This is a genomic window from uncultured Dokdonia sp. (genome assembly GCF_947492815.1).
In the GTDB taxonomy this organism is placed as follows: domain Bacteria; phylum Bacteroidota; class Bacteroidia; order Flavobacteriales; family Flavobacteriaceae; genus Dokdonia.
Genome location: NZ_CANLOB010000019.1, coordinates 60,448 through 81,408 on the forward strand (window position 1 = coordinate 60,448; position 20,961 = coordinate 81,408).

Sequence of the window (20,961 nt, forward strand, 5' to 3'; positions counted from 1 at the left end):
TAACCTTAACAATTCTTTCGATTATGAAAAAAGTAAAAAAATTATCTTTAAAAAAGCTAACCATTTCAAAACTCACTAATTCAGATAGGATACAAGGAGGTTCCGGAATATGTGATGGTGGTGGTGATGACGGAAGTCGCCCATTTAATGATTGCCCTCCCCCTCAAACATGTTTAAGAACAGATTGTAAATCTTGTATTGATCAAAACCAAACAGCAGTTGCTTGTTAAGATGTATTTAGATCATTAAATTAAGTTTGCGTGCTTTCTATATTCGAATAAACATGCTCCTCAATACATTTGGGTCTGTTTCTAAAAAAACAGACCCAAATACTATTATTTTATCCGGTATAATCACAATTCATTCCAGGGTTTTCAGGACAGATATGACCATTTCCATTACCAGGAGTAATACATTCTCCCCAAATATCACATGCTCCTTCTGGGCACGTGTATGAAGAACATCCGCTATCTTCGTCAGGTCTTGTAAAAGTGGCGCCAGCCCCTGCAGTAATGTTTTTCAATTCAATAGTACTTAGACTTCTTCCAATGTTTAATAGATTTTTCATGATTAATTGTTGTATTAATTTGATTTACATCTTGATCATTTAAAGACATTCAAGTGTATGTCTGTCATTATAGTTCGCGATACTTTTGTAGTATTAGCATCTTGTTCTCTGACACTCAAATGTCATTTTTTTTAGTATCTGTTACAAAGATTACTTAGTATGATTCACGGAATTGAATCATGAAATGAGGAAGTGTAAAGTGTTGATTTGTAGTTTTTTTGCTTGACAAGTAGTAAATGATCCAGACATAGTAATTATTGGGGTTTTAAAAATGTACTTTGCATATAGTGAGGCTGTTGTGGTTAACAAAAGATCTGCTTACAATAGTAATTTTTTATAAGAACTTACCCTTTTATAAAAGGGCTTTTGAAATTACTAGTATTAATTTGATTACATTAGAATTCTAAATAATATTCCCTTCAAGTTGAAAACATGTCTATACTTATGTAAGAAAATCTTTTTTTTCTTAGTATTCCTGTGGTGTATAAATAGCTGTGTATATGGACAGCATCAGGTCTTAAAAGTACCTGACAGTCTAAAAGAAAATACGTATATAGATCTCTATAATAAATATAAGAAGCATATTTCTGACACAGCTCGCTCAACACTATATTTAAATACTTTTCTTAGCAAGGCAACTAATGAAAATAATAGCATAAATAAAGCTTTAGCATTAAATGAACTTTCCTATTATGCAGATAACAAAAGAGATAAATTAGCACTTATAAAGCAGTCATTGTCTGAAAGTAATCGCGTAGACTCTATACACTCCATTCCTGCTTACAATAATTTAGGATTGTATTATCAAGATTACTATGAATATGGAAATGCCCTTGAACAATATTTAAAAGTGGTAAGCTTAGCTCAAAAAGGAAATGATAACGTATACGAAGGCATAGCTTTAAATAACATTGCCAAACTTAGAACAGCTATAGGAGATTATGATGAGGCATTAATACTTTATAAAAGAGGATATGAACTTAAGAAAAAGCAAGGAGATATATCTGAAGAAACTATTGTAATAACCTCTTTAGAATTAGCAGAGTCATATAGATATAACAAAAAATACGACTCTGCTTCTTATTATTATGATGAGGTCATAGCGCTTGTAAAAGAAAAATACCCCTATGTATTGAGTACTGCAAAAATTAATGAAGGGATTAATAAATATTACAAAGGAGATTATAAGCAAGCCCAGCAGTTATTAGAAGAAGGAATCTCGCTTATAAATTTGAATTCCTCCTATTATTTAAAGTATTACATACGGGCACAATTTTATCTAGCAAAAATGAGTGAATCATTAGATAAAGAACGTTCCATTTCTTACTATCAAAGAATAGATTCGTTACTCACAAAAGTAGCTATTGTTATCCCTGAAGTTAGGGAAACCTATGAGTTTTTGGAGTTCAATTATGAAAAAAATAATGATTATGTAGGACAACTTTATGCAATAAATAAATTGTTGAAATTTGATAGCATCACTACAGCTAGAAAAATAAATACTTCTTATAAAATAAATACAGAATTTGACACCCCTGAGCTACTTAGAAGTAAAGAAGTGTTAATTGAAAAATTAGAAAGTAAAAACCATAACCTTAACTTAAACTTTATCCTTTTATTAATAGGAATGGTCATTACTCTCATAGGGATTGTTATGCAATATAGAAGACATAAAATCTATAAAAAACGCTTTGAGAAACTATTAGATACATTAAATAATAAAACGATAGAAATTTCTAATATAGAGGTAGAGAAGGTATCTCGAAATTTAAATATTGATCCTGAAATAATTTCTTCGATTTTAAATAAATTACAAGCGTTTGAATTGAAAAATGACTTTTTGAAAAAGACAATAACCATTACCTCATTGGCCAAAAAACTATCTACAAATACAAAGTATTTGTCAAATGTTATTAATACGTATAAAGGAAAAACATTTGTTCAATACATTAATGATTTACGTATTGAATATATACTACAAGAGTTAAAAGTAAACCCTAAATTGCATCATTATACAATTTTGAGTATTGCCAAAGAAGCGAGTTTTAATTCAGTAAATTCTTTTACTACAGCTTTTAGAAAAAAAACAGGGATATCACCTTCTTATTACATTAAAAACTTAAAAAGTAAACAAAAAGATGATATCTGAATTTTGTATATTCAATACATATCAATCATAAATAGTCAACTACATGAAAAAAAATAATTTAAGTAAATTGTCACTCAATAAGTTACAGATTTCTAGATTAACAAGTTCTGATAACATTAAAGGAGGTTCAGGTGATGTATTTTGTAACCCTGGCGATGATAGTAGACCTCTTAATAATTGCCCGCCTCGTCCAACGTGTTTTAGAACAAGATGTGATTCTTGTATTACCGACCAAGCAAATGGTTGTTAGAAATTAATAGTATTAAGGCATATAAGTCTTAGCTAGATAAAAACAGGAAACCCAATCAAATGCATTTGATTGGGTTTTTTACTTTTTAACCCATAACGCAGTTATGAATGATCGTGGAATCGATCAGATTACCTTCGGTAGGCCTTCGTCTCGCAGTACTGCAATTATAACTACCTGTTCTTTTCGTCCAGATGTCTTAAAACAAGAAAACCCAATCAAATAAATTTGTTGGGCTTTCTATATTTTAATCCATAACGTAGTTATGAATGATCGTGGAGTCGGGCGGACTCGAACCGCCGTCCAAACAAGTAACAAAATAGCTTTCTACACGTTTAGTTTCTAATTAGTTTTCGTGCAACCACCGGTCAGAAACTACCAAGGATTACCTTATTCTCAATTAAATTTCGCTTTCGTATCAAGACCCTACAAAAACTAGGTTTACTTTTACGAAGTCACTATATCAAAAACCGCAAACCAAGGTGTTTGAGTGACTTCCTGCTTGTCTACCTTGTAGACCGAGGCGTAATCCTACTATAATTCGGATTATGCAGCTAGGGCGTAGTTATTTTCGCCGTTTAAAAAGTTTGAAATATGATATTTACGAGCTATATCCCAGCGCTCGACGTGCTTACCATTTGGTTAATCTCGCTGTCAAAACCAAATCGACCCCTTCCATGAGATAGGTGCGCATAGCGTACCGTAATCAATTTGAATTCCGAACTTGTTTCAGAAACTCATCGATACCTCATCTATTTTCAATGAACTTTTCCATACTTAGTGAATCACATCGTTTGGAAAATAGTATTATTTTGTATACGCTTTCGCGAAAGCAAAACAAGTCCGCAAATATAGGACTTAAACTCATATATTTGCTATGTAATTTATGTCAAAAGGTATACCAAAAGACCTAACTGACAAATCAACCGAAAAAATAAAGACATCACATGAAGTTTGCCATTATAAAAGAACGTAAAAATCCACCAGATCGTAGAGTTGTATTTTCCCCTCAAATGCTTGCAGAAGCGAGGTCACAATTTCCAGATGCTTCTTTTGTAGTTGAATCTTCAGATATTAGAATCTTTTCAGACCAAGACTATATAGCAGAAGGATTTGAAATAGCACAAGATGTCACGGATGCCGATGTGATGCTAGGCGTAAAAGAAGTGCCTATTGACGCATTGATTCCAAATAAAAAATACTTCTTTTTTAGTCATACCATAAAAAAACAACCCTATAATAGAAAGTTATTGCGTGCCATGCTTGATAAAAATATCGAGATGTATGACCATGAGGTGATCATCAAAGCAAATGGAGCAAGATTGATAGGATTTGGACGTTATGCAGGCTTGGTAGGCGCTTATAATGGTTTTCGATTGTTAGGAATACGTGACGAACTTTTTGAATTACCTAAAGTAGAAGACCTAAGAGATCTTGATGAGGTAAAACAAGAACTAGATAAAATCACCCTTCCCGCTATTAAAATCACCCTTTCAGGTACAGGGAAAGTAGCTAAAGGAGCACAAGAAATTTTAGATCACTTACAAATTAGAGAAGTGACAGATGAAGCCTATTTATCTCAAGATTTTGATGAACCCGTATATTGCCTTATTGATGTAATGGAATACAATAAGCGTAAAGATGGAGAGAAAGGAGATAAATACGAATTTTATGATGATCCTAGTCCCTATGAGAGTGATTTTATGAAATATGCAAAAGTAACAGACTACTTTATTGCAGGTCATTTTTATGGAGATGGTGCTCCGTTCTTATTTACACGAGAAGACGCTAAGCATCCTGATTTTAAAATTAACCTAGTAGCAGATGTTTCTTGTGATATCGACGGACCCGTAGCAAGTACCATTCGTCCTTCTACGATTGCAGATCCTTTTTATGGCTATGATCCTATGGCAGAGTCAGAAGTAGCTATGGATGCTCCTGGGGCTATTGCTATGATGGCGGTAGATAATCTTCCTTGTGAATTACCAAAAGATGCCAGTGAAGGATTTGGGGAAATGTTTGTAAAACATGTAATTCCTTCTTTCTTTAATGGCGATGCCGATGGTATTTTAGAGCGTGCGCTGATGACCCAAAATGGGAAATTGACAGAACGATATGCCTATCTGCAAGAGTATGTAGACGGGAAAGAGTAAGCTGTTAAGATTCTTGTAAATACCCCTAGTTTTCTAGATACGCTATGTATCTTTGTAAGGCTATGAAAGTACTTATTACAGGAGCGACAGGGCTTGTAGGCACCGAAGTAACTCGACTATGTCGAGCACAAGGTATTGCCGTAAATTACCTAACAACTTCTCGAAAAAAAATTAATTCAGAACCTGATTATAAGGGATTCTATTGGAATCCTTCTAATGACGAATTAGATATTGCCTCTCTGGAAGGAGTTGATGCGATCATTCATTTGGCAGGAGCTTCGATTGCTCAAAAATGGACGCCAAAAAACAAGCAACTCATAAAAGATAGCCGTATTAAAAGCGCGCAACTGTTGTATGATGCCTTGGCACGCTTTCGCGAAAGCGGAAACAGCACTTCTATAAAACATATTATATCAGCAAGTGCGATAGGGTGCTACCCTTCATCATCTACCAAGCTTTACAACGAAAAGTATCCAGACTATGCATCTGGATTTTTGGGAGAAGTGGTTCAAGAATGGGAAGAAGCGATTATACAGTTTCAAAAACTAGATATAGCAACAAGTTTGATCCGAACCGGAATTATTCTAGATAAAGAACAAGGCGCGTTACCTCAAATAGTAAAGCCTGTGCGATTTTTTGTGGGATCTCCGCTTGGAAACGGACAGCAATGGCAATCTTGGATTCATGTAGAAGATATGGCACGTATGTATTTACATGTGCTAGAAGAAGAACTTACAGGTATTTATAATGGAGTGGCTCCTAATCCTGTGACAAATGAAAAGCTAACTAAAGTAGTTGCACAGACTATTAAAAGACCGCTTTTCTTTCCTAAAGTCCCTAAAAAAGCACTTAAGTTCCTTTTAGGAGAAATGGCTACAATCGCATTAGAAAGTCAATTAGTATCTGCCGAAAAGATTCAAGAAACAGGATTTGTATTTACGTATACAACTGTTGAACAAGCTATCGAAGCTATTTTATAAATAAAAAAGCCATTTCGAGTCGAAATGGCTTTTGGTATATAGAAACATTATCTGTAATTACGCTTTCTTTGCTTTAATAGAAATTGCAATTTCTATGTCATCACTTATAAATTTATCCTTAAGGTCATCAAATACACTTTTTGACATAAACTCAATACCCCACTTAGTGCGATCTATGGTAAATGGTTTACTAGCTAGAGTCATTGTATCTCCTCCTACAGTATAGGCTACAGGAAATTCTATATTCTTAGTGATACCTTTTATAGTAAGATTTCCTTGCATTGTTCTTACCCCTTCTTTTTCAGAAACTCCAGTAACTTCAAATGAAGCCGTTGGATGTTTTGCTACATTAAAAAAGTGATCTTCTTTCCCTTCTGCTTCACCTTTTAGATGCGCTTCAAGGCTTGCTTTACCATCGCCCTCAAGATCGGTAACTGTAATACTATTCATAGCAATGATAAAAGATCCTGTAATGCTGTTGTCTGCAGCTACCTGTACAGATCCAGATTGTACATTAATGGTTCCTTCATGCGTGCCAGCAGGTTTAGAGCCTTTCCAAGTAATCTTAGAAGCAGCTGAGTCTACAGTATATGTAGTTGCTTGTGCTGTAGGAGTGGCAACTTCTTTAGCATGGGTAGTATCTGTTTCATTTTTTGCATCTCCTTTACATGCTACAGTACTTACTAAAATTGCTGTAATAGCAACTGTATTTACAATCCATTTATTCATTTTATATCGTTTTGATGTTAAAAAGTGGTGAAGGTACACAATAACAAAAACTACGTATTTTAAATTTATATTAAAATATAGTGTACCTATTAAAATTATACTGTGACATTTTGACATTTTTTCAGAAATGGCAGTACTTTTGCCACCTCAATTAAAAATTGAAGTAATCACCAATTATGGCAAAAAAAGAGAACACACAAGAAATAGAAGATACTCAGGTTGATGGTAACTTACAAGAAGATGTTGCAACAGAAAAAGAGGCAACAGAAGCGTTAAGTGAAGTAGATCAATTAAAGAGCGATCTAGAAGCAGAAAAAGATAAATTCCTTAGACTTTTTGCGGAGTTTGAAAACTATAAGCGTCGTACAACAAAAGAACGTTTAGAGTTATTTAAAACAGCAGGACAAGAAGTGATACAATCATTACTTCCTGTGATAGACGATTTTGATCGTGCACTTACTGAAATAGAAAAGGCAAAAGATAAAGAGCTTGCAAAAGGAGTAGGGCTTATCAGTAATAAACTAAAAGAAACATTGAAGTCAAAAGGACTTGAAGAGACCAAAGTGAAAGCTGGAGATACTTTTGATGCAGAATTACACGAGGCTATTACGCAAATACCTGCGCCAAGTAAGAAAATGGTAGGCAAGATTGTAGATGTAATAGAAAAGGGATATACCTTAGGAGATAAAATAATACGTTTTCCTAAAGTAGTAACAGGAAAGTAAGGTTTGAAGACTAATTTTAATCTTAGACTTGACGACTATAAAGGGACAGTAAAGGATTATACTAATACAATACTCAGGTAGGCTGAGTACTATATATGAAAGAAGATTTTTACGACATATTAGGCATTTCAAAAGGTGCTTCTCAGGCAGAAATTAAAAAAGCATATCGTAAAAAAGCGATTGAATTTCACCCAGATAAGAATCCTGGAGATGCAACTGCTGAAGAAAATTTCAAAAAAGCGGCTGAGGCTTATGAGATATTAAGTGATGAGCAAAAACGAGCGCGTTACGACCAGTATGGTCATCAAGCATTTGAAGGCGGCGGCTTTGGCGGTGGCGGTGGAATGAATATGGATGATATCTTCAGTCAATTTGGAGATATCTTTGGTGGCGCTTTTGGCGGTGGCGGTGGTTTTTCAGGCTTTGGTGGCTTTGGAGGCGGCGGACAGCGACGTGCTAAAGGAAGTAACCTACGTATTCGTGTAAAACTTACCTTAGAAGAAATAGCACAAGGCGTAGAAAAGAAAATCAAAGTAAAGCGTAAGAAACAAGCACCAGGAGTAACCTATAAAACCTGTGAGACTTGTAAAGGAGCTGGACAAGTAACTCGTGTTCAAAATACAATATTAGGTCGTATGCAAACCTCAGCACCATGTTCTACATGTGGAGGGGCGGGTCAAAGTATAGATAAACGACCTGATGGAGCAGACGCCCAAGGTTTAAAAGTAGAAGAAGAGACAGTAAGTATAAAAATACCTGCAGGGGTTGTAGACGGTATGCAACTTAAAGTACAAGGAAGAGGAAACGATGCCCCAGGTAATGGTATTTCAGGAGACTTACTTGTTGCCATAGAAGAGCTTCCTCACGAAAACTTACAGCGTGAAGGCGATAACTTACATTACGATATGTATATCAGTATTAGCGAAGCGGTATTAGGAAGTTCTAAAGAAATAGAAACTGTTACTGGTAAAGTACGCATTAAGGTAGAATCCGGAGTTCAAAGCGGAAAGATATTACGTCTTAGAGGAAAAGGAATTCCATCTATAAATGGATACGGTAAAGGTGATTTACTGGTACATGTAAATGTATGGACACCAAAAACCCTTACGAAAGAACAAAAACAATTCTTTGAAAAAATGGCTAAAGATGAAAATTTCACGCCTAATCCTGAGAAAGAAGATAAATCTTTCTTTGAGAAAGTGAAGGATATGTTTTCATAAGGCTTGTTAAATTGTCAATTTTTCTAAAGGTTTTCTCTATAGGTTGATAAAAAAAAGTTATATTTGAATAACGTTAAACACTATTTAACGTTATTTTTCTTTTTCATAGCAATTTTTTTCCCATCCTAGACTTTTGTCAAGGGTGGGTTTTGTTTTTTGTAAAGTGTTGTTTTAAAGGTATTGATAGCTTTTTTTAAAGTTTTCTAAAAGACTTCATAGGGTAAACATTGATCGGTAGCACCTAGAGTAAAGGTTTGTTTACAGATTTTAGTTAATGAATAACTAAACAACACTAAACCAACCATAATGTTCAAAAAATACATTACAATCATTGCGTTTGTAAGTATATATTCTTGTACTACAGATGATCCAGATACTATTCAAGAACCCGTTGCTAATATTTTTAATGGAGATGCCGAATTATTTACACAACAAGCGGTAGATGATTTTGGAGCTATGGAGTATACAGAAATAACTGGGAATCTTATTCTTAGATCACAGTTTGAAAACCCTGACCCAATTTCTAGTTTAAGCAGTTTGTCTACCATTGAAGTGGTGGGTGGCGATTTAAGACTGAGTGGTCTTTTTGATGTGCCTAGCTTGGATGGTTTACAAAATTTAACAAGTGTTTCAGGTGTTTTAGCACTAATAGTAAATTCTACAATTACATCATTAGATGCTTTTAGTAACATCAATTCGACCATACAAAGTCTTGAGATTATTAATTTTAGAGAAATACAATCTTTACAAGGATTAGAAAATATCTCTATAGCATCAGGAGGGGATTTAATTATTGAGGGTAATGATAAATTAGCAAGCTTAGATGCTATTCAAAATGGTATACCATCTATGATGGGCACTATAAAATTTCAAGAATTTATACTTGATTGTGGTCCTTTTATAGATTGTGGGCCAACACCTCCAGAACCTCAGCCATTTACATCCCTAGCATTTTTAAGTAATGTAAATGAAGTAGATTGGTTGCGACTTAAAGGCTTTCAAGGATCAAATCTTATTGGTTTAGAAAATATAACAGCCGTAAATCGGCTTTCAGTTTGGGTAAACCCAAATTTAACAAATCTTCAAGAATTAAGTGCTGTAAACAATAATGTTCTTTTTCTTTTTGTAGCAGAAAATAATCAATTAGAAAATTTAGAAGGTTTAGAAAATATTCCATTAGTAACAGCAGGATTTCAAGCCATAGCAAACCCTGTTCTTACTGATTTTTGTTCAGTACAAAATAGTATAACAATCCTTTTAGGTGAAGACGTTGAAATACTTTTTAATGCTTACAATCCAACACAACAAGATATTATAGACGGAAATTGTAGTGAATAATTCTGTTTTTGCGTTATCATTATCTATAATCATACTATTATGAAAAAAAGTATACTTCTTTTAAATGTGTTACTTGCCATTTTTCTATTTTCTTGTGAAAAAGACGATTTTGGTAATAGCATTCCTGAATCTGAAATTATCAACCAGCAAGATGATGTAAGTTTTCAAATAGCTAGTTTTGGTGAAACTGTTACGGCAGATTTTACAGGACGCATTGTAAATGTATTGGGAGATGGAATTCCTCAAGCACAAATTACTATAGGGGCTAGTACGTCCCAAACAGACGATAATGGTGTTTTTATAATGCAAGATGTTACTACCTTTGAAAATATTGCCTTTTTTAAAGTGCGTAAAGAGGGATATATTTTAGGATCTAGAGCTCTTATACCAGCTGTGAATACGATAAATGATGTACAAATTACCTTACTAGAAAAAAATATAGTAACTACCGTACAATCAGGAATAGCTAGTGTGGCTGTTTTAGGAGAAAGTAACGTGTCTTTTACAGGAGATTTTATAGATGAAAATAACAATCCGTATACAGGAGAAGTAGAGGTGTCTATGCATTATTTAAAACCTAATGAAAGAACAACTTTCGAACAAATGCCAGGAATGCTATTTGCACAGGACCTTAGTAATGAAGCTAGAAGTTTAGAAACTTATGGGATGCTTGCTGTCAATTTATTTTCACCTAGTGGTGATATACTTAATATTGCAGAAGATACCCCTGCTACTATTGAGTTTCCTGTGGATAATACACAAATAGGAATCGCTCCAGATACCATACCTCTTTGGTTTTTTGATGAAAATGTGGGCTATTGGAAAGAACAAGGAGAAGCCATAAAAGTAGGTGATAAATACATAGGGGAAGTTACGCATTTTACATGGTGGAATTGTGATTTGCCTATACGTTATATAGAAGTTTGTATAACAATACAAGACGAGAATGAAACCCTTGGAGCTGTCCCTATTCAAATAATCAGGAATGAAACGGGTCAGGTTATTTTTGACGGATTAACAAATCAAGATGGAAGTGAGTGTGGGTTATTTCCTATAAATGAAGAAGTAACTTTAAAAGTATTTGGAATCGATGACTGCGCAGGAGAACAACTGTATGAAACACAATTAGGGCCATACAGTGCAGATACCTTGGCTGTAATAACGATACCTGAAGGAGTCATTAATCAAACTACATTGATAGGTACCGTAACCAATTGTGATGGAGCTCTTCTTGAAAACGGACTTGGGGTATTAATGAATGATTTTGGACAAATAATAAGTATCCCCTTTACGATTGAAAATGGGGTGTTAGATTATACGTTTATATATTGCTCACAGACTTCATATGACCTTGTGATCATAGATCAGAGTCAAAATCAAAGTACCGAACTATTACCAATAACAATAACTTCTGAAGAAACTAATGTTGGTACAGTAAGTACTTGTGACCAACAAGGAGGAGTTTTTGAAGGAGATGTTTTTGTAAGTACTCAAGAAGAAATTAATGCTTTTGGAGCATTAGGTTATACGGAGATAACTGGTAATTTAGTCATTTTTGGAGGGACTTCTCTTGAACCCTTTGAAGATCTTACCACTATAGGAGGTATATTTCAATTAGGAGGTACACAATTAACAAACCTTAATGGACTTGAAAATTTAACAAGTTTACCAGGTAGTATTCAAATTGAATTTAATAATCAATTAATATCCATTGAAGCTTTGTCAAATGTGACTTCAGTCGGAAATATTTTTATATCATATAATGCAAATTTAGAAAGTTATAATGGTCTTGAAAATGCTCAAATCCAAGAAGGAGGGCGTTTAGCACTTACAGCTAACTTACTTATTGAGGAAGCTTCTGTATTATCAAATATAATCCCACAACATTTGGAATCATTAAGTTTAGTAGGGTGTTCTAGTTCTTTTTGTACTCCGCAACCACTTAATGATTTGTCTTTTCTTTCGAATCTAAACAGTGTCGGTAATCTTAATATACAGAAGTATCAAGGTGCAAGTTTAGAGGGGTTGCATAATATCATAACTGCAGATAATGTTTTTTTACAACTTGATAATCTTTTTACTTCTTTAGATGGATTGTCAGGATTACAAACTGTAAATGAAGTTTTAGCGATAAGTTATAATCCTACAATAACTGATTTGTCTGGATTGGAAAATATTGCAGATGTTAATTCTTTATGGATTAATAATAATGAGGTACTTACTGATTTTTGTGCCGTGGAAGATTTAATTATAAATGGACTTGTGGAAGATTTAGTAATCAATGATAACGCCTACAACCCAACAGTACAGAATTTTTTAGATGGAAACTGTAGTAATTAATTCAATTACTAAAAAACTGTAAAGTGCATTCATGCTCTGCCTTCTTATTCCTATCTTTAGCACACTAAAGATCAACTATGAATTCATTACTTGTTGCCGATACGGTTTCTAAGCAATTTGGAAACTTTACGGCACTTAACGGAGTGTCTATAGCAGTTCCTAAAGGAAGTATTTTTGGACTTCTGGGGCCTAATGGAGCGGGAAAAACGACGCTTATACGTATTATTAATCAAATCACCATGCCAGATGTAGGTGCTGTTACATTAGATGGAGAACCTTTACAGCAACACCATATTCGAGATATAGGTTACATGCCGGAAGAACGTGGTCTCTATAAATCAATGAAGGTAGGAGAACAAGTCTTGTATCTAGCACAATTAAAAGGGCTAGATAAAGCAGAAGCCAAAAAAAGAGCAAAACATTGGTTTGAAAAACTAGAAATCGGTGCTTGGTGGAACAAAAAAATTCAAGAATTATCAAAAGGACAAGCACAGAAAATTCAGTTTGTGGTGACTGTTATGCACAATCCTAAATTACTCATTTTTGATGAGCCTTTTAGTGGATTTGATCCTATAAATGCCAATCTCATTAAAGATGAAATCCTTCAACTGCGTGATGAAGGTGCTACAGTTATTTTTTCAACGCATCGTATGGAATCTGTAGAAGAATTATGTGACCATATCGCATTGATTCATAAATCTAATAAAATCTTAGATGGAGAGATTAATACGATAAAACGTCAATATAGGAACAATACGTTTGATATTGGTGTAGAGATGGATGCGTCCGCTTTCGCGAAAGCGGAAACAGCATTACAGGCTGCATATAAAGTGAGTCCCGCCGAATTTAAATCATTAGGTGATGAACTGAAATTGCGAGTTCAACTTGGAGAGCAAGGAAATTCAAATGAGTTATTAAAGCAGTTACAATCCTATGGACAAGTAACCCATTTTACGGAGGTGATCCCTAGTGTAAATGATATTTTTATTCAAACAGTAAATGAAAGTTTATGAGTGTATTGTCATTAATTATAAAAAGAGAATACAAAGCTAGAGTGCGTAATAAGTCATTTTTGATCATGACGTTTTTGAGTCCGCTTATTTTAGTTGGGATGGTATTTTTAATTACTTACTTAACACAGCTTAACAGTAATACCAAACGGGTGATCGCATTTGTAGATGAGTCTAGTGTATTTGAGAGTGTATTTAGTACTACCGATCAGACAACATATATAAATCTTTCAGATCAGGGATTAGAAACGGCAAAGGAAGTCGCTAAGGATGAAGAGTATTATGGACTTGTTCATATTTTGCCAAGTACAGAAAATACTGCTTTTGATATTAAGTTTTATGGAGAAGAAACTCCCTCTCCTGGATTGGTAGAGAGTATAGAGGCGAAAATTGAAAATAAGCTTACGGATCGACTTTTGTTAGAAAAAGGTATTGATCCTGAAATGATTGAAAATGTGTCAAGAGATATAAATATTGGTATAGAAAATTATTCAGGAGAGAAATCTTCAAAAATGAGTAATTGGGTAAAAGCAGGCTTTGGAGGTGCTGCAGGGTATTTATTAATGATGTTTATTATCATTTATGGAAATATGGTAATGCGTAGCGTCATCGAAGAGAAAACAAACAGGATTATAGAGGTTATTATTTCTTCTGTAAAGCCTTTTCAGTTAATGCTAGGGAAAATATTAGGAACTACTATGGCTGGTATTACACAGTTTTCAATCTGGGTAGTATTAGGACTTATATTATTAACAGTAGCTCAAGTTGTATTTGGTATTGATCCAAGTGTTACGGAAAATATGAGCAACGCAGAAATACAAGAAATTTTAAAAGACGAAACCTTAATTGTCCAGATAATAGAAGAAGCAAAAAAGCTTCCGTTATTGCAATTGGTATTTGGTTTTCTAGTATATTTTATAGGAGGATATTTTTTATACAGTTCTATTTATGCAGCTATTGGCGCTGCGGTAGATAATGAGACGGATACACAGCAGTTTATGTTACCTATTATTATGCCTTTGATGCTTGCTATTTATGTAGGCTTTTTTGCAGTAATAGATAATCCGCATGGTACTGTAGCAACTATATTCTCTATTATTCCACTCACATCACCTATCGTAATGCTTATGCGTATTCCTTTTGATGTACCTGGATGGCAAATTGCATTATCAGTAGCATTATTAATTGCTTCTTTTGTTTTTACAGTATGGTTTGGATCAAAGATATACAGAGTAGGAATCTTGATGTATGGTAAAAAGCCAACGTATAAGGAACTCTTTAAATGGTTGAGATATTAATATGCTTCAGGAAGATACAGTAGATAAAGTAAAAGATGTCATCACTCAGGATGTATGGGGGAGCGTGAAGGAATTTCTGAATTGGGGACTTCATTTTGGTTCTGGGAAAGAAAAAATCCATATCACTATAGGTACGTTTTTACTGATCATCATTTCCTTTATTATTATAAATCGTCTTCTTATACTTTCGCGAAAGCTAGTATCTAAAAAATTACCAGAAGATGATCGTAATAAGTTTAATAGCATCTTTACCTTCTTAAGGTATCTTATTTATATTCTTGTTGTCATTGCAGTATTGAGTGCTTCTGGTGTAGATGTGACGGTGTTTTTAACGGCTTCTGCTGCTCTCTTTGTAGGATTAGGTTTTGCACTACAAACGCTGTTTCAAGATGTGCTTTCAGGTATATTCATCATACTAGATCAAACATTACATATTGGAGATATTATAGAGTTTGATGATGGTAAAGTAGGGCGTGTTTTTGATATTAAGTTGCGAACAACAAGGGCATTAACTAGAGATGATAAGGTTATTGTGATTCCTAATCATAAATTCTTAACAGAAAAAGTATACAATTGGACACAAAATCATAAAACAACAAGAGAAAGCGTTTCTATAGGAGTTGCATATGGGAGTGATACAAGTTTGGTTTCTAAATTACTTATTGATAGTCTAGAAGGACAAGAAGGTATACTTAAGACTCCTAAGCCTTTTGTGTTGTTTGAAGATTTTGGAGATTCAGCATTACAATTTAGAGTGTATTTCTTTACGAGTAATAGTTTTGCAGATCCTCGTATTAAAAGTGATTTACGATTTAAAATAGATGCATTGTTTAAAGAACATGATATTTCGATACCTTTCCCACAGAGAGATATACACGTTTATAATAAATAAGGAATAGTATTTGATTCGATACCTAATAAAAAAAGATATATGTCTAAAATATTGATAATAGAAGATGAGGCTGCAATACGCAGGGTACTCACAAAAATCCTTTCTGAAGAAAGTAAAGAATATCAAGTAGAACAAGCTGAAGATGGACTAGAAGGGATCAATAAAATTAAAGAGACTGACTATGACCTTGTACTTTGCGATATAAAAATGCCAAAGATGGATGGGGTAGAAGTGCTTGAAGCTGCCAAAAAACTAAAACCAGAAGTTCCCATGGTGATGATTTCTGGGCATGGAGACCTAGATACAGCAGTAAATACAATGCGTTTAGGTGCTTTTGATTATATCTCTAAGCCACCAGATTTAAACAGATTACTGAATACAGTGCGTAATGCTTTAGATAAGAAAAATCTTGTAGTAGAGAATAAGTTGCTCAAAAAGAAAGTGAGTAAAAAATATGAGATGATAGGCGATAGTGATGCGATCTCTCAAATTAAAGAAATGATAGAAAAGGTAGCTGCTACTGATGCACGTGTATTAGTGACAGGACCTAATGGAACAGGAAAAGAACTTGTAGCGCATTGGCTACACGAAAAAAGCGAACGCTCTAATGGCCCTTTAATAGAAGTAAATTGCGCTGCAATACCATCTGAATTAATAGAGAGTGAACTTTTTGGTCATGTAAAAGGGGCATTTACATCTGCAAATAAAGATAGAGCAGGTAAATTTGAAGCAGCAAATGGGGGTACTATATTTCTTGATGAAATAGGAGATATGAGCCTTTCTGCACAGGCAAAAGTGTTAAGAGCCCTTCAGGAAAGTCGTGTACAACGTGTAGGAAGTGACAAAGATATTAAAGTAAATGTACGTGTTGTAGCAGCAACTAATAAGAATCTTAAAAAGGAAATTGAAGAAGGCAGATTTAGAGAAGACTTGTATCACAGACTTGCTGTAATTTTAATACAAGTGCCAGCGCTTAATGATCGTAGAAATGATATTCCTTTATTGATTAATCATTTTGCTAAAAAGATCTCTCAAGAGCAAGGAACTAGCGAGAAGAAGTTTTCTGATAAAGCCATCAAATTATTACAAGATTATGATTGGACTGGAAATATTAGGGAGCTTCGTAATGTCGTTGAAAGATTAATTATCTTAAGTGGACCGGAAGTTTCTGAAGGAGATGTAAAGTTATTTGCGAGTAAGTAGCACTGTAATCATTACAATCTTAAAAAATAAAAAGCCGAAATCGTAATGATTTCGGCTTTTCTAGTTGTTGAGTTGTGTATGAAAAAAAACTAAAAATTAGTTTTAATTTTTGATAAATTTAATGGTAGTATTTGCTGTATCGTTAGAGATTTGAGCAAAATAGATACCATTAGCTAGTTTGCTAGTAGCGATTGTATTGTTTCCAAAACCTTCGATAGAAGCATTTAATACTTTTTGACCGTTTACATTGATGATGTCAACAGTAGTAGTTCCAAAGTTTCTAGCAAAGTTGATATTTAAATCTCCATTTGTAGGATTTGGATATACAGATACGTTGTCATTTAAGATGTCATCTTCTACTCCTAATACTGCATCGTCAGATGTTAATGTCATATAAAAATGAGCATCTGGGAATCCAATATCAGTTGGTAAAGTGTAATCTGTTACACCACATTGTACAGATCTTAAAAATCCTTCAGCAGTTTCTTCAATAGTACCTCCAACAAATAGGTTATTTCCTAAAGGAGTTGTGATAGCATATACAATAGCTTCTGTACCAGCTGGTACTACAATAGGAGTATCAAAATCAAAAGTTACAATAGATTCTACAGCAGTTTCGTCTATAGTAACATCTTGTGTACCTAAGATATTTGTGTCGTCAAATGTAGCAGGAAAATCAGCAGTAGCTCCAAAAATAGTTACGGTAGCTGAAACTCCAGTTGCATCAGTTGTTTGAACACCAAAAGCTCCTGAATTTAATGTGAAATCAGCAGAGTTGTCAATAAAGAAGTCAGACAGAATAAAAAGTCTAGCCCAATCATTGTCTCCACCTGGACATCCTACGGCATTCGCACCAGTTACGGTATCATCTGTGTTTTGTGAAATAGTAGTTTGAGCGTTTACTGCAATACCTACAATAAATGCTAAAACAAAAAGAGTAATTTTTTTCATATTGTTTATAGTTATGATTATAATTTGCTAATATATTAAATAAAATGATAAGTTTTTTAACGTATTATACGCTTTAACAATACTATATTGCATAAAAAATAGCTTTTTGCCACTAATTATTGAATTTTTATGGAAGAATTACATCAGTATAAAGTCACTGAAAAAATAAACCTAAATGACTTTGAAGGAGCTAAAATTTCTGAATTATCAGAAGAAGAGTTAGAAAAAAAACTTCGTAAAGTCCGCAAAAAACTAGGAAAACTTCAAGACACTATTTACGCACATGATAAGTATAGTGTTTTGGTGTGCTTACAAGGAATGGATACCTCTGGAAAAGATAGCTTAATTCGAGAAGTATTTAAAGATTTTAATGTAAGAGGTGTAGAAGTGCATAGTTTTAAAGTACCTACAGATTTAGAATTAGGGCATGATTATTTATGGAGACATTATATTGCCTTACCTCAACGTGGTAAATTTGGAGTGTTTAATAGAACACATTATGAAAATGTGTTGGTAACACGAGTACATCCTGAATATATTTTGGGAGAGAATTTGCCTGACATACACTCAGTAGAAGATATAAATGATGCTTTTTGGGATAAACGATTTGAGCAGATCAATGCTTTTGAAAAACACCTTGCCGAAAATGGCACCCTTATTTATAAGTTCTTTTTACACTTATCTAAAGAGGAACAAAAAAATAGATTATTACGTCGATTAGAGAAAAAAGAAAAAAACTGGAAATTTTCTGCAGGTGATTTGAAAGAACGTAAACTATGGGACGACTATCAACGTTGTTATGAAGATGCTATTAATCGCACATCAAAACCTTATGCGCCTTGGTATGTAATTCCAGCCGATAGTAAACCTGCAGCTAGACTCGCAGTTGCTAATATTTTATTGGAAACCTTAAGCGCTTATGATGATATTAAAGAACCAGAATTAGATGCTAAAACAAAGGCGAATATAGAAATATATAAGTCTCAATTGAATAATGAATAAAAATGTAATAATGATAAAAAGAGTTACTATTCTAATTTTTATTTTTTGTGTTTCCGCTTTCGCGAAAGCGCAAAATGATTCCATTCAAATTAGAAAAATATATGATGAAGCTTTAAATAATGGTCATAGTTATGAATGGCTTAGTTATTTGTCAAATCAGATAGGCGCTCGCCTTAGCGGTAGTTTAGGCGCAGAAAAAGCTGTTGAATGGACCAAAGAACAATTAGATAGTGTAGGATTAGATAAAGTATGGTTACAACCGGTCATGGTTCCTAAATGGGTAAGAGGTGTACCTGAATATGCCTTTATCGAAACAGATTTAGGAAAGACAACACAAGTGCCTATTTGTGCTTTAGGAGGTTCTGTTGCAACACCCAATGGAGGTGTGAAAGCACCGGTCATAGAAGTGCAGAGTATAGAAGAAATAGAACGTTTAGGAGCAGCCAATGTAGGTGGTAAAATCGTATTCTTTAATAGACCCATGCAAGCAGACATTATTGATACTTTTAAAGCATATGGAGGTTGTGTAGATCAACGTTATAGTGGTGCTGCCAAAGCTGCTGAGTATGGAGCTGTTGGGGTTATCGTAAGATCTGTAACACATAGTCTTGATGATTACCCTCATACAGGATCTATGTCTTACGGAGATTTAAAACCTGCACAGCGTATACCTGCTGCTGCTATAAGTACGAATGGGGCAGAACTATTAAGTACACTACTTAAATTAAACCCTAAAACCAAGTTTTTCTTTTCGATGTCTTGTAAAAACTTGCCAGATGTAAAATCATATAATGTTATAGGAGAAATTACAGGAAGCGAATTTCCAAACCGATACATGGTTGTAGGAGGACATTTGGATTCTTGGGATCTAGGAGACGGCTCGCATGATGATGGTGCTGGGGTTGTACAAAGTATGGAAGTATTACGTATTATGAAAGCGCTTAATTATAAGCCAAGACATAGTATACGTGTTGTACTTTTTATGAATGAAGAAAATGGTTTGCGAGGCGGACGTAAATATGCAGAAGTTGCAAAAAGTAAAAGAGAAAAACACGTCTTTGCATTAGAAAGTGATGCGGGTGGCTTTACTCCAAGAGGTTTCTCTTTTGATACGGATGATAGAAATTTTGATGAGATCTTAAGTTGGAAACCATTGTTTGAACCTTATTTTATACATTCTTTTGTACGAGGTGGAAGTGGTGCTGATATTGGACCTCTAAAAGGAAATGGGACAGTACTAGCTGGATTACGTCCAGATTCTCAACGCTACTTTGATCATCATCATGCAGCAAATGATACGTTTGATGCTGTCAATAAAAGAGAATTAGAATTAGGCGCTGCTACGATGACGGGCCTTATTTATATGATGGATAATTACATCCAGAAACCAGGTAAGTTGATGACACTGCCTATAAAAGATTAATAAACTTAGACTTTTACGTATAAAAAAGGGAACCGATTTGGTTCCCTTTTTTATGTTATATGTTTTTTTATTGTCTCCATTTTACCCAGATAACAAGAGAGAGGTTTGTTGTCGTTGTAGAGGCATCTCGTGCTCTCGCAGTAATAAAGTCTCCAGCATTAAAATCAAGATTAACAGCGTTATCTATATAGCGAAGGCTTGAAAGAGTAATTGTTTCATTTATAGAATTTGTATTTGTAGCATCTCTGGCACGTATGTTAATATCGGTGTCATCTCCTGCACTTCCCATAGCAGCAATAGCCACAATAGTTCCATCTAAAGGCATTAAAGAGCCAGAAACGCCACTCGTTAAATCACCACCATAAAGAAGTTGGTTATCGTCAGAGCTTCCGTCACGTGCATATTGTATTGCTGTGCTTTCTATGCTTAACCATTTACTACGAGAACCATCATACATGTATAGCATATTCCCTATTACAGCAAGTTGACCATTTGCAAGACTTGTGGTAGGTGTTGGCTGCGCAACTAATTCTAGTGCTGCTGTAGTTCCTGAACTTGCATCTACAGTAAGCATTCCATTTGGTGATATCGTACCTATACCCACTTGAGCGTTAGAAAAAAATGGTATTAATAATAGGATGAGTAATTTAAAATGAGCCCCTTTCATGTATCTTTTCATTTAGATTATAATTAAATGTAAAGAGTTTTACCAGAAGGGCATTTTTTTTTAAAA

General features: G+C 34.2%; 18 protein-coding genes and 1 other RNA gene. 14 read left to right on the forward strand and 5 right to left on the reverse strand.

From position 1 onward, the window contains the following. Positions 1-23: 23 nt before the first annotated feature. A complete protein-coding gene (locus tag Q1A01_RS16095; RefSeq protein ID WP_299683056.1) occupies positions 24-230 on the forward strand; it encodes a hypothetical protein in 207 nt (68 codons plus the stop codon). 110 nt (positions 231-340) lie between these two features. Here the strand turns inward: Q1A01_RS16095 and Q1A01_RS16100 are convergent, their stop codons facing one another. Then, positions 341-568, reverse strand: coding sequence for a hypothetical protein (locus Q1A01_RS16100; RefSeq protein ID WP_299683057.1), 228 nt, complete (start codon positions 566-568; stop codon positions 341-343). 424 nt (positions 569-992) lie between these two features. Between Q1A01_RS16100 and Q1A01_RS16105 the strand changes: the two genes are divergently transcribed. Then, positions 993-2,717, forward strand: a complete 1,725-nt coding sequence (locus Q1A01_RS16105) for a tetratricopeptide repeat protein (RefSeq protein WP_299683058.1) — start codon at positions 993-995, stop codon at positions 2,715-2,717. A gap of 520 nt (positions 2,718-3,237) precedes the next feature. Here the strand turns inward: Q1A01_RS16105 and ssrA are convergent. Then, positions 3,238-3,637, reverse strand: a transfer-messenger RNA (tmRNA) gene (ssrA, locus tag Q1A01_RS16110). A 274-nt stretch (positions 3,638-3,911) separates the two neighbouring features. Here ssrA and Q1A01_RS16115 point away from each other — a divergent pair. Together Q1A01_RS16115 and Q1A01_RS16120 are read left to right on the forward strand one after the other, a co-directional pair. Continuing rightward, positions 3,912-5,117 carry an NAD(P)-dependent oxidoreductase gene (locus Q1A01_RS16115; protein ID WP_299683059.1) on the forward strand — a complete coding sequence of 402 codons (1,206 nt, stop codon included), beginning with the start codon at positions 3,912-3,914 and terminating at the stop codon, positions 5,115-5,117. A gap of 62 nt (positions 5,118-5,179) precedes the next feature. After that, complete coding sequence (locus Q1A01_RS16120) at positions 5,180-6,097, forward strand: TIGR01777 family oxidoreductase (RefSeq protein WP_299683061.1); 918 nt, start codon at positions 5,180-5,182, stop codon at positions 6,095-6,097. Between the two features lie 57 nt (positions 6,098-6,154). On the opposite strand, the gene Q1A01_RS16125 is transcribed toward Q1A01_RS16120, so the two are convergent. Then, positions 6,155-6,826: a YceI family protein gene (locus Q1A01_RS16125; RefSeq protein ID WP_299683063.1), complete on the reverse strand. Its 672-nt coding sequence runs from the start codon at positions 6,824-6,826 to the stop codon at positions 6,155-6,157. A 176-nt stretch (positions 6,827-7,002) separates the two neighbouring features. Here Q1A01_RS16125 and Q1A01_RS16130 point away from each other — a divergent pair, with 176 nt between their 5' ends. From Q1A01_RS16130 to Q1A01_RS16165, 8 genes are all read left to right on the forward strand, one after another. Beyond that, positions 7,003-7,551: a nucleotide exchange factor GrpE gene (locus Q1A01_RS16130; protein WP_299683065.1), complete on the forward strand. Its 549-nt coding sequence runs from the start codon at positions 7,003-7,005 to the stop codon at positions 7,549-7,551. Between the two features lie 95 nt (positions 7,552-7,646). Then, a complete protein-coding gene (gene dnaJ, locus Q1A01_RS16135) occupies positions 7,647-8,771 on the forward strand; it encodes a molecular chaperone DnaJ (RefSeq protein WP_299683067.1) in 1,125 nt (374 codons plus the stop codon). 306 nt (positions 8,772-9,077) lie between these two features. Beyond that, on the forward strand, positions 9,078-10,109 hold the full coding sequence (locus tag Q1A01_RS16140) for a hypothetical protein (RefSeq protein ID WP_299683069.1): 1,032 nt from the start codon (positions 9,078-9,080) through the stop codon (positions 10,107-10,109). Between the two features lie 39 nt (positions 10,110-10,148). Further along, positions 10,149-12,449: a hypothetical protein gene (locus Q1A01_RS16145; protein ID WP_299683070.1), complete on the forward strand. Its 2,301-nt coding sequence runs from the start codon at positions 10,149-10,151 to the stop codon at positions 12,447-12,449. A 77-nt stretch (positions 12,450-12,526) separates the two neighbouring features. Beyond that, positions 12,527-13,462: an ATP-binding cassette domain-containing protein gene (locus Q1A01_RS16150; protein WP_299683072.1), complete on the forward strand. Its 936-nt coding sequence runs from the start codon at positions 12,527-12,529 to the stop codon at positions 13,460-13,462. Further along, on the forward strand, positions 13,459-14,757 hold the full coding sequence (locus Q1A01_RS16155) for an ABC transporter permease (RefSeq protein ID WP_299683074.1): 1,299 nt from the start codon (positions 13,459-13,461) through the stop codon (positions 14,755-14,757). The genes Q1A01_RS16150 and Q1A01_RS16155 overlap by 4 nt, the downstream gene beginning before the upstream one ends. Before the next feature lies 1 nt (position 14,758). Continuing rightward, entirely contained in the window at positions 14,759-15,649 is an 891-nt protein-coding gene (locus tag Q1A01_RS16160; RefSeq protein ID WP_299683076.1) for a mechanosensitive ion channel domain-containing protein, read from the forward strand. A gap of 39 nt (positions 15,650-15,688) precedes the next feature. Next, positions 15,689-16,852: a sigma-54 dependent transcriptional regulator gene (locus Q1A01_RS16165; RefSeq protein ID WP_299683078.1), complete on the forward strand. Its 1,164-nt coding sequence runs from the start codon at positions 15,689-15,691 to the stop codon at positions 16,850-16,852. A 102-nt stretch (positions 16,853-16,954) separates the two neighbouring features. Here Q1A01_RS16165 and Q1A01_RS16170 read toward each other — a convergent pair whose 3' ends face one another. Further along, complete coding sequence (locus Q1A01_RS16170) at positions 16,955-17,803, reverse strand: T9SS type A sorting domain-containing protein (RefSeq protein ID WP_299683079.1); 849 nt, start codon at positions 17,801-17,803, stop codon at positions 16,955-16,957. A gap of 129 nt (positions 17,804-17,932) precedes the next feature. On the opposite strand from Q1A01_RS16170, the gene Q1A01_RS16175 reads away from it, so the two are divergent. Further along, complete coding sequence (locus Q1A01_RS16175) at positions 17,933-18,805, forward strand: PPK2 family polyphosphate kinase (protein ID WP_299683080.1); 873 nt, start codon at positions 17,933-17,935, stop codon at positions 18,803-18,805. Between the two features lie 10 nt (positions 18,806-18,815). Next, entirely contained in the window at positions 18,816-20,228 is a 1,413-nt protein-coding gene (locus Q1A01_RS16180) for a M20/M25/M40 family metallo-hydrolase (RefSeq protein ID WP_299683081.1), read from the forward strand. Positions 20,229-20,295: 67 nt separating this feature from the next. Here Q1A01_RS16180 and Q1A01_RS16185 read toward each other — a convergent pair whose 3' ends face one another. Continuing rightward, a complete protein-coding gene (locus tag Q1A01_RS16185) occupies positions 20,296-20,907 on the reverse strand; it encodes a hypothetical protein (protein WP_299683083.1) in 612 nt (203 codons plus the stop codon). Positions 20,908-20,961: the final 54 nt, after the last annotated feature.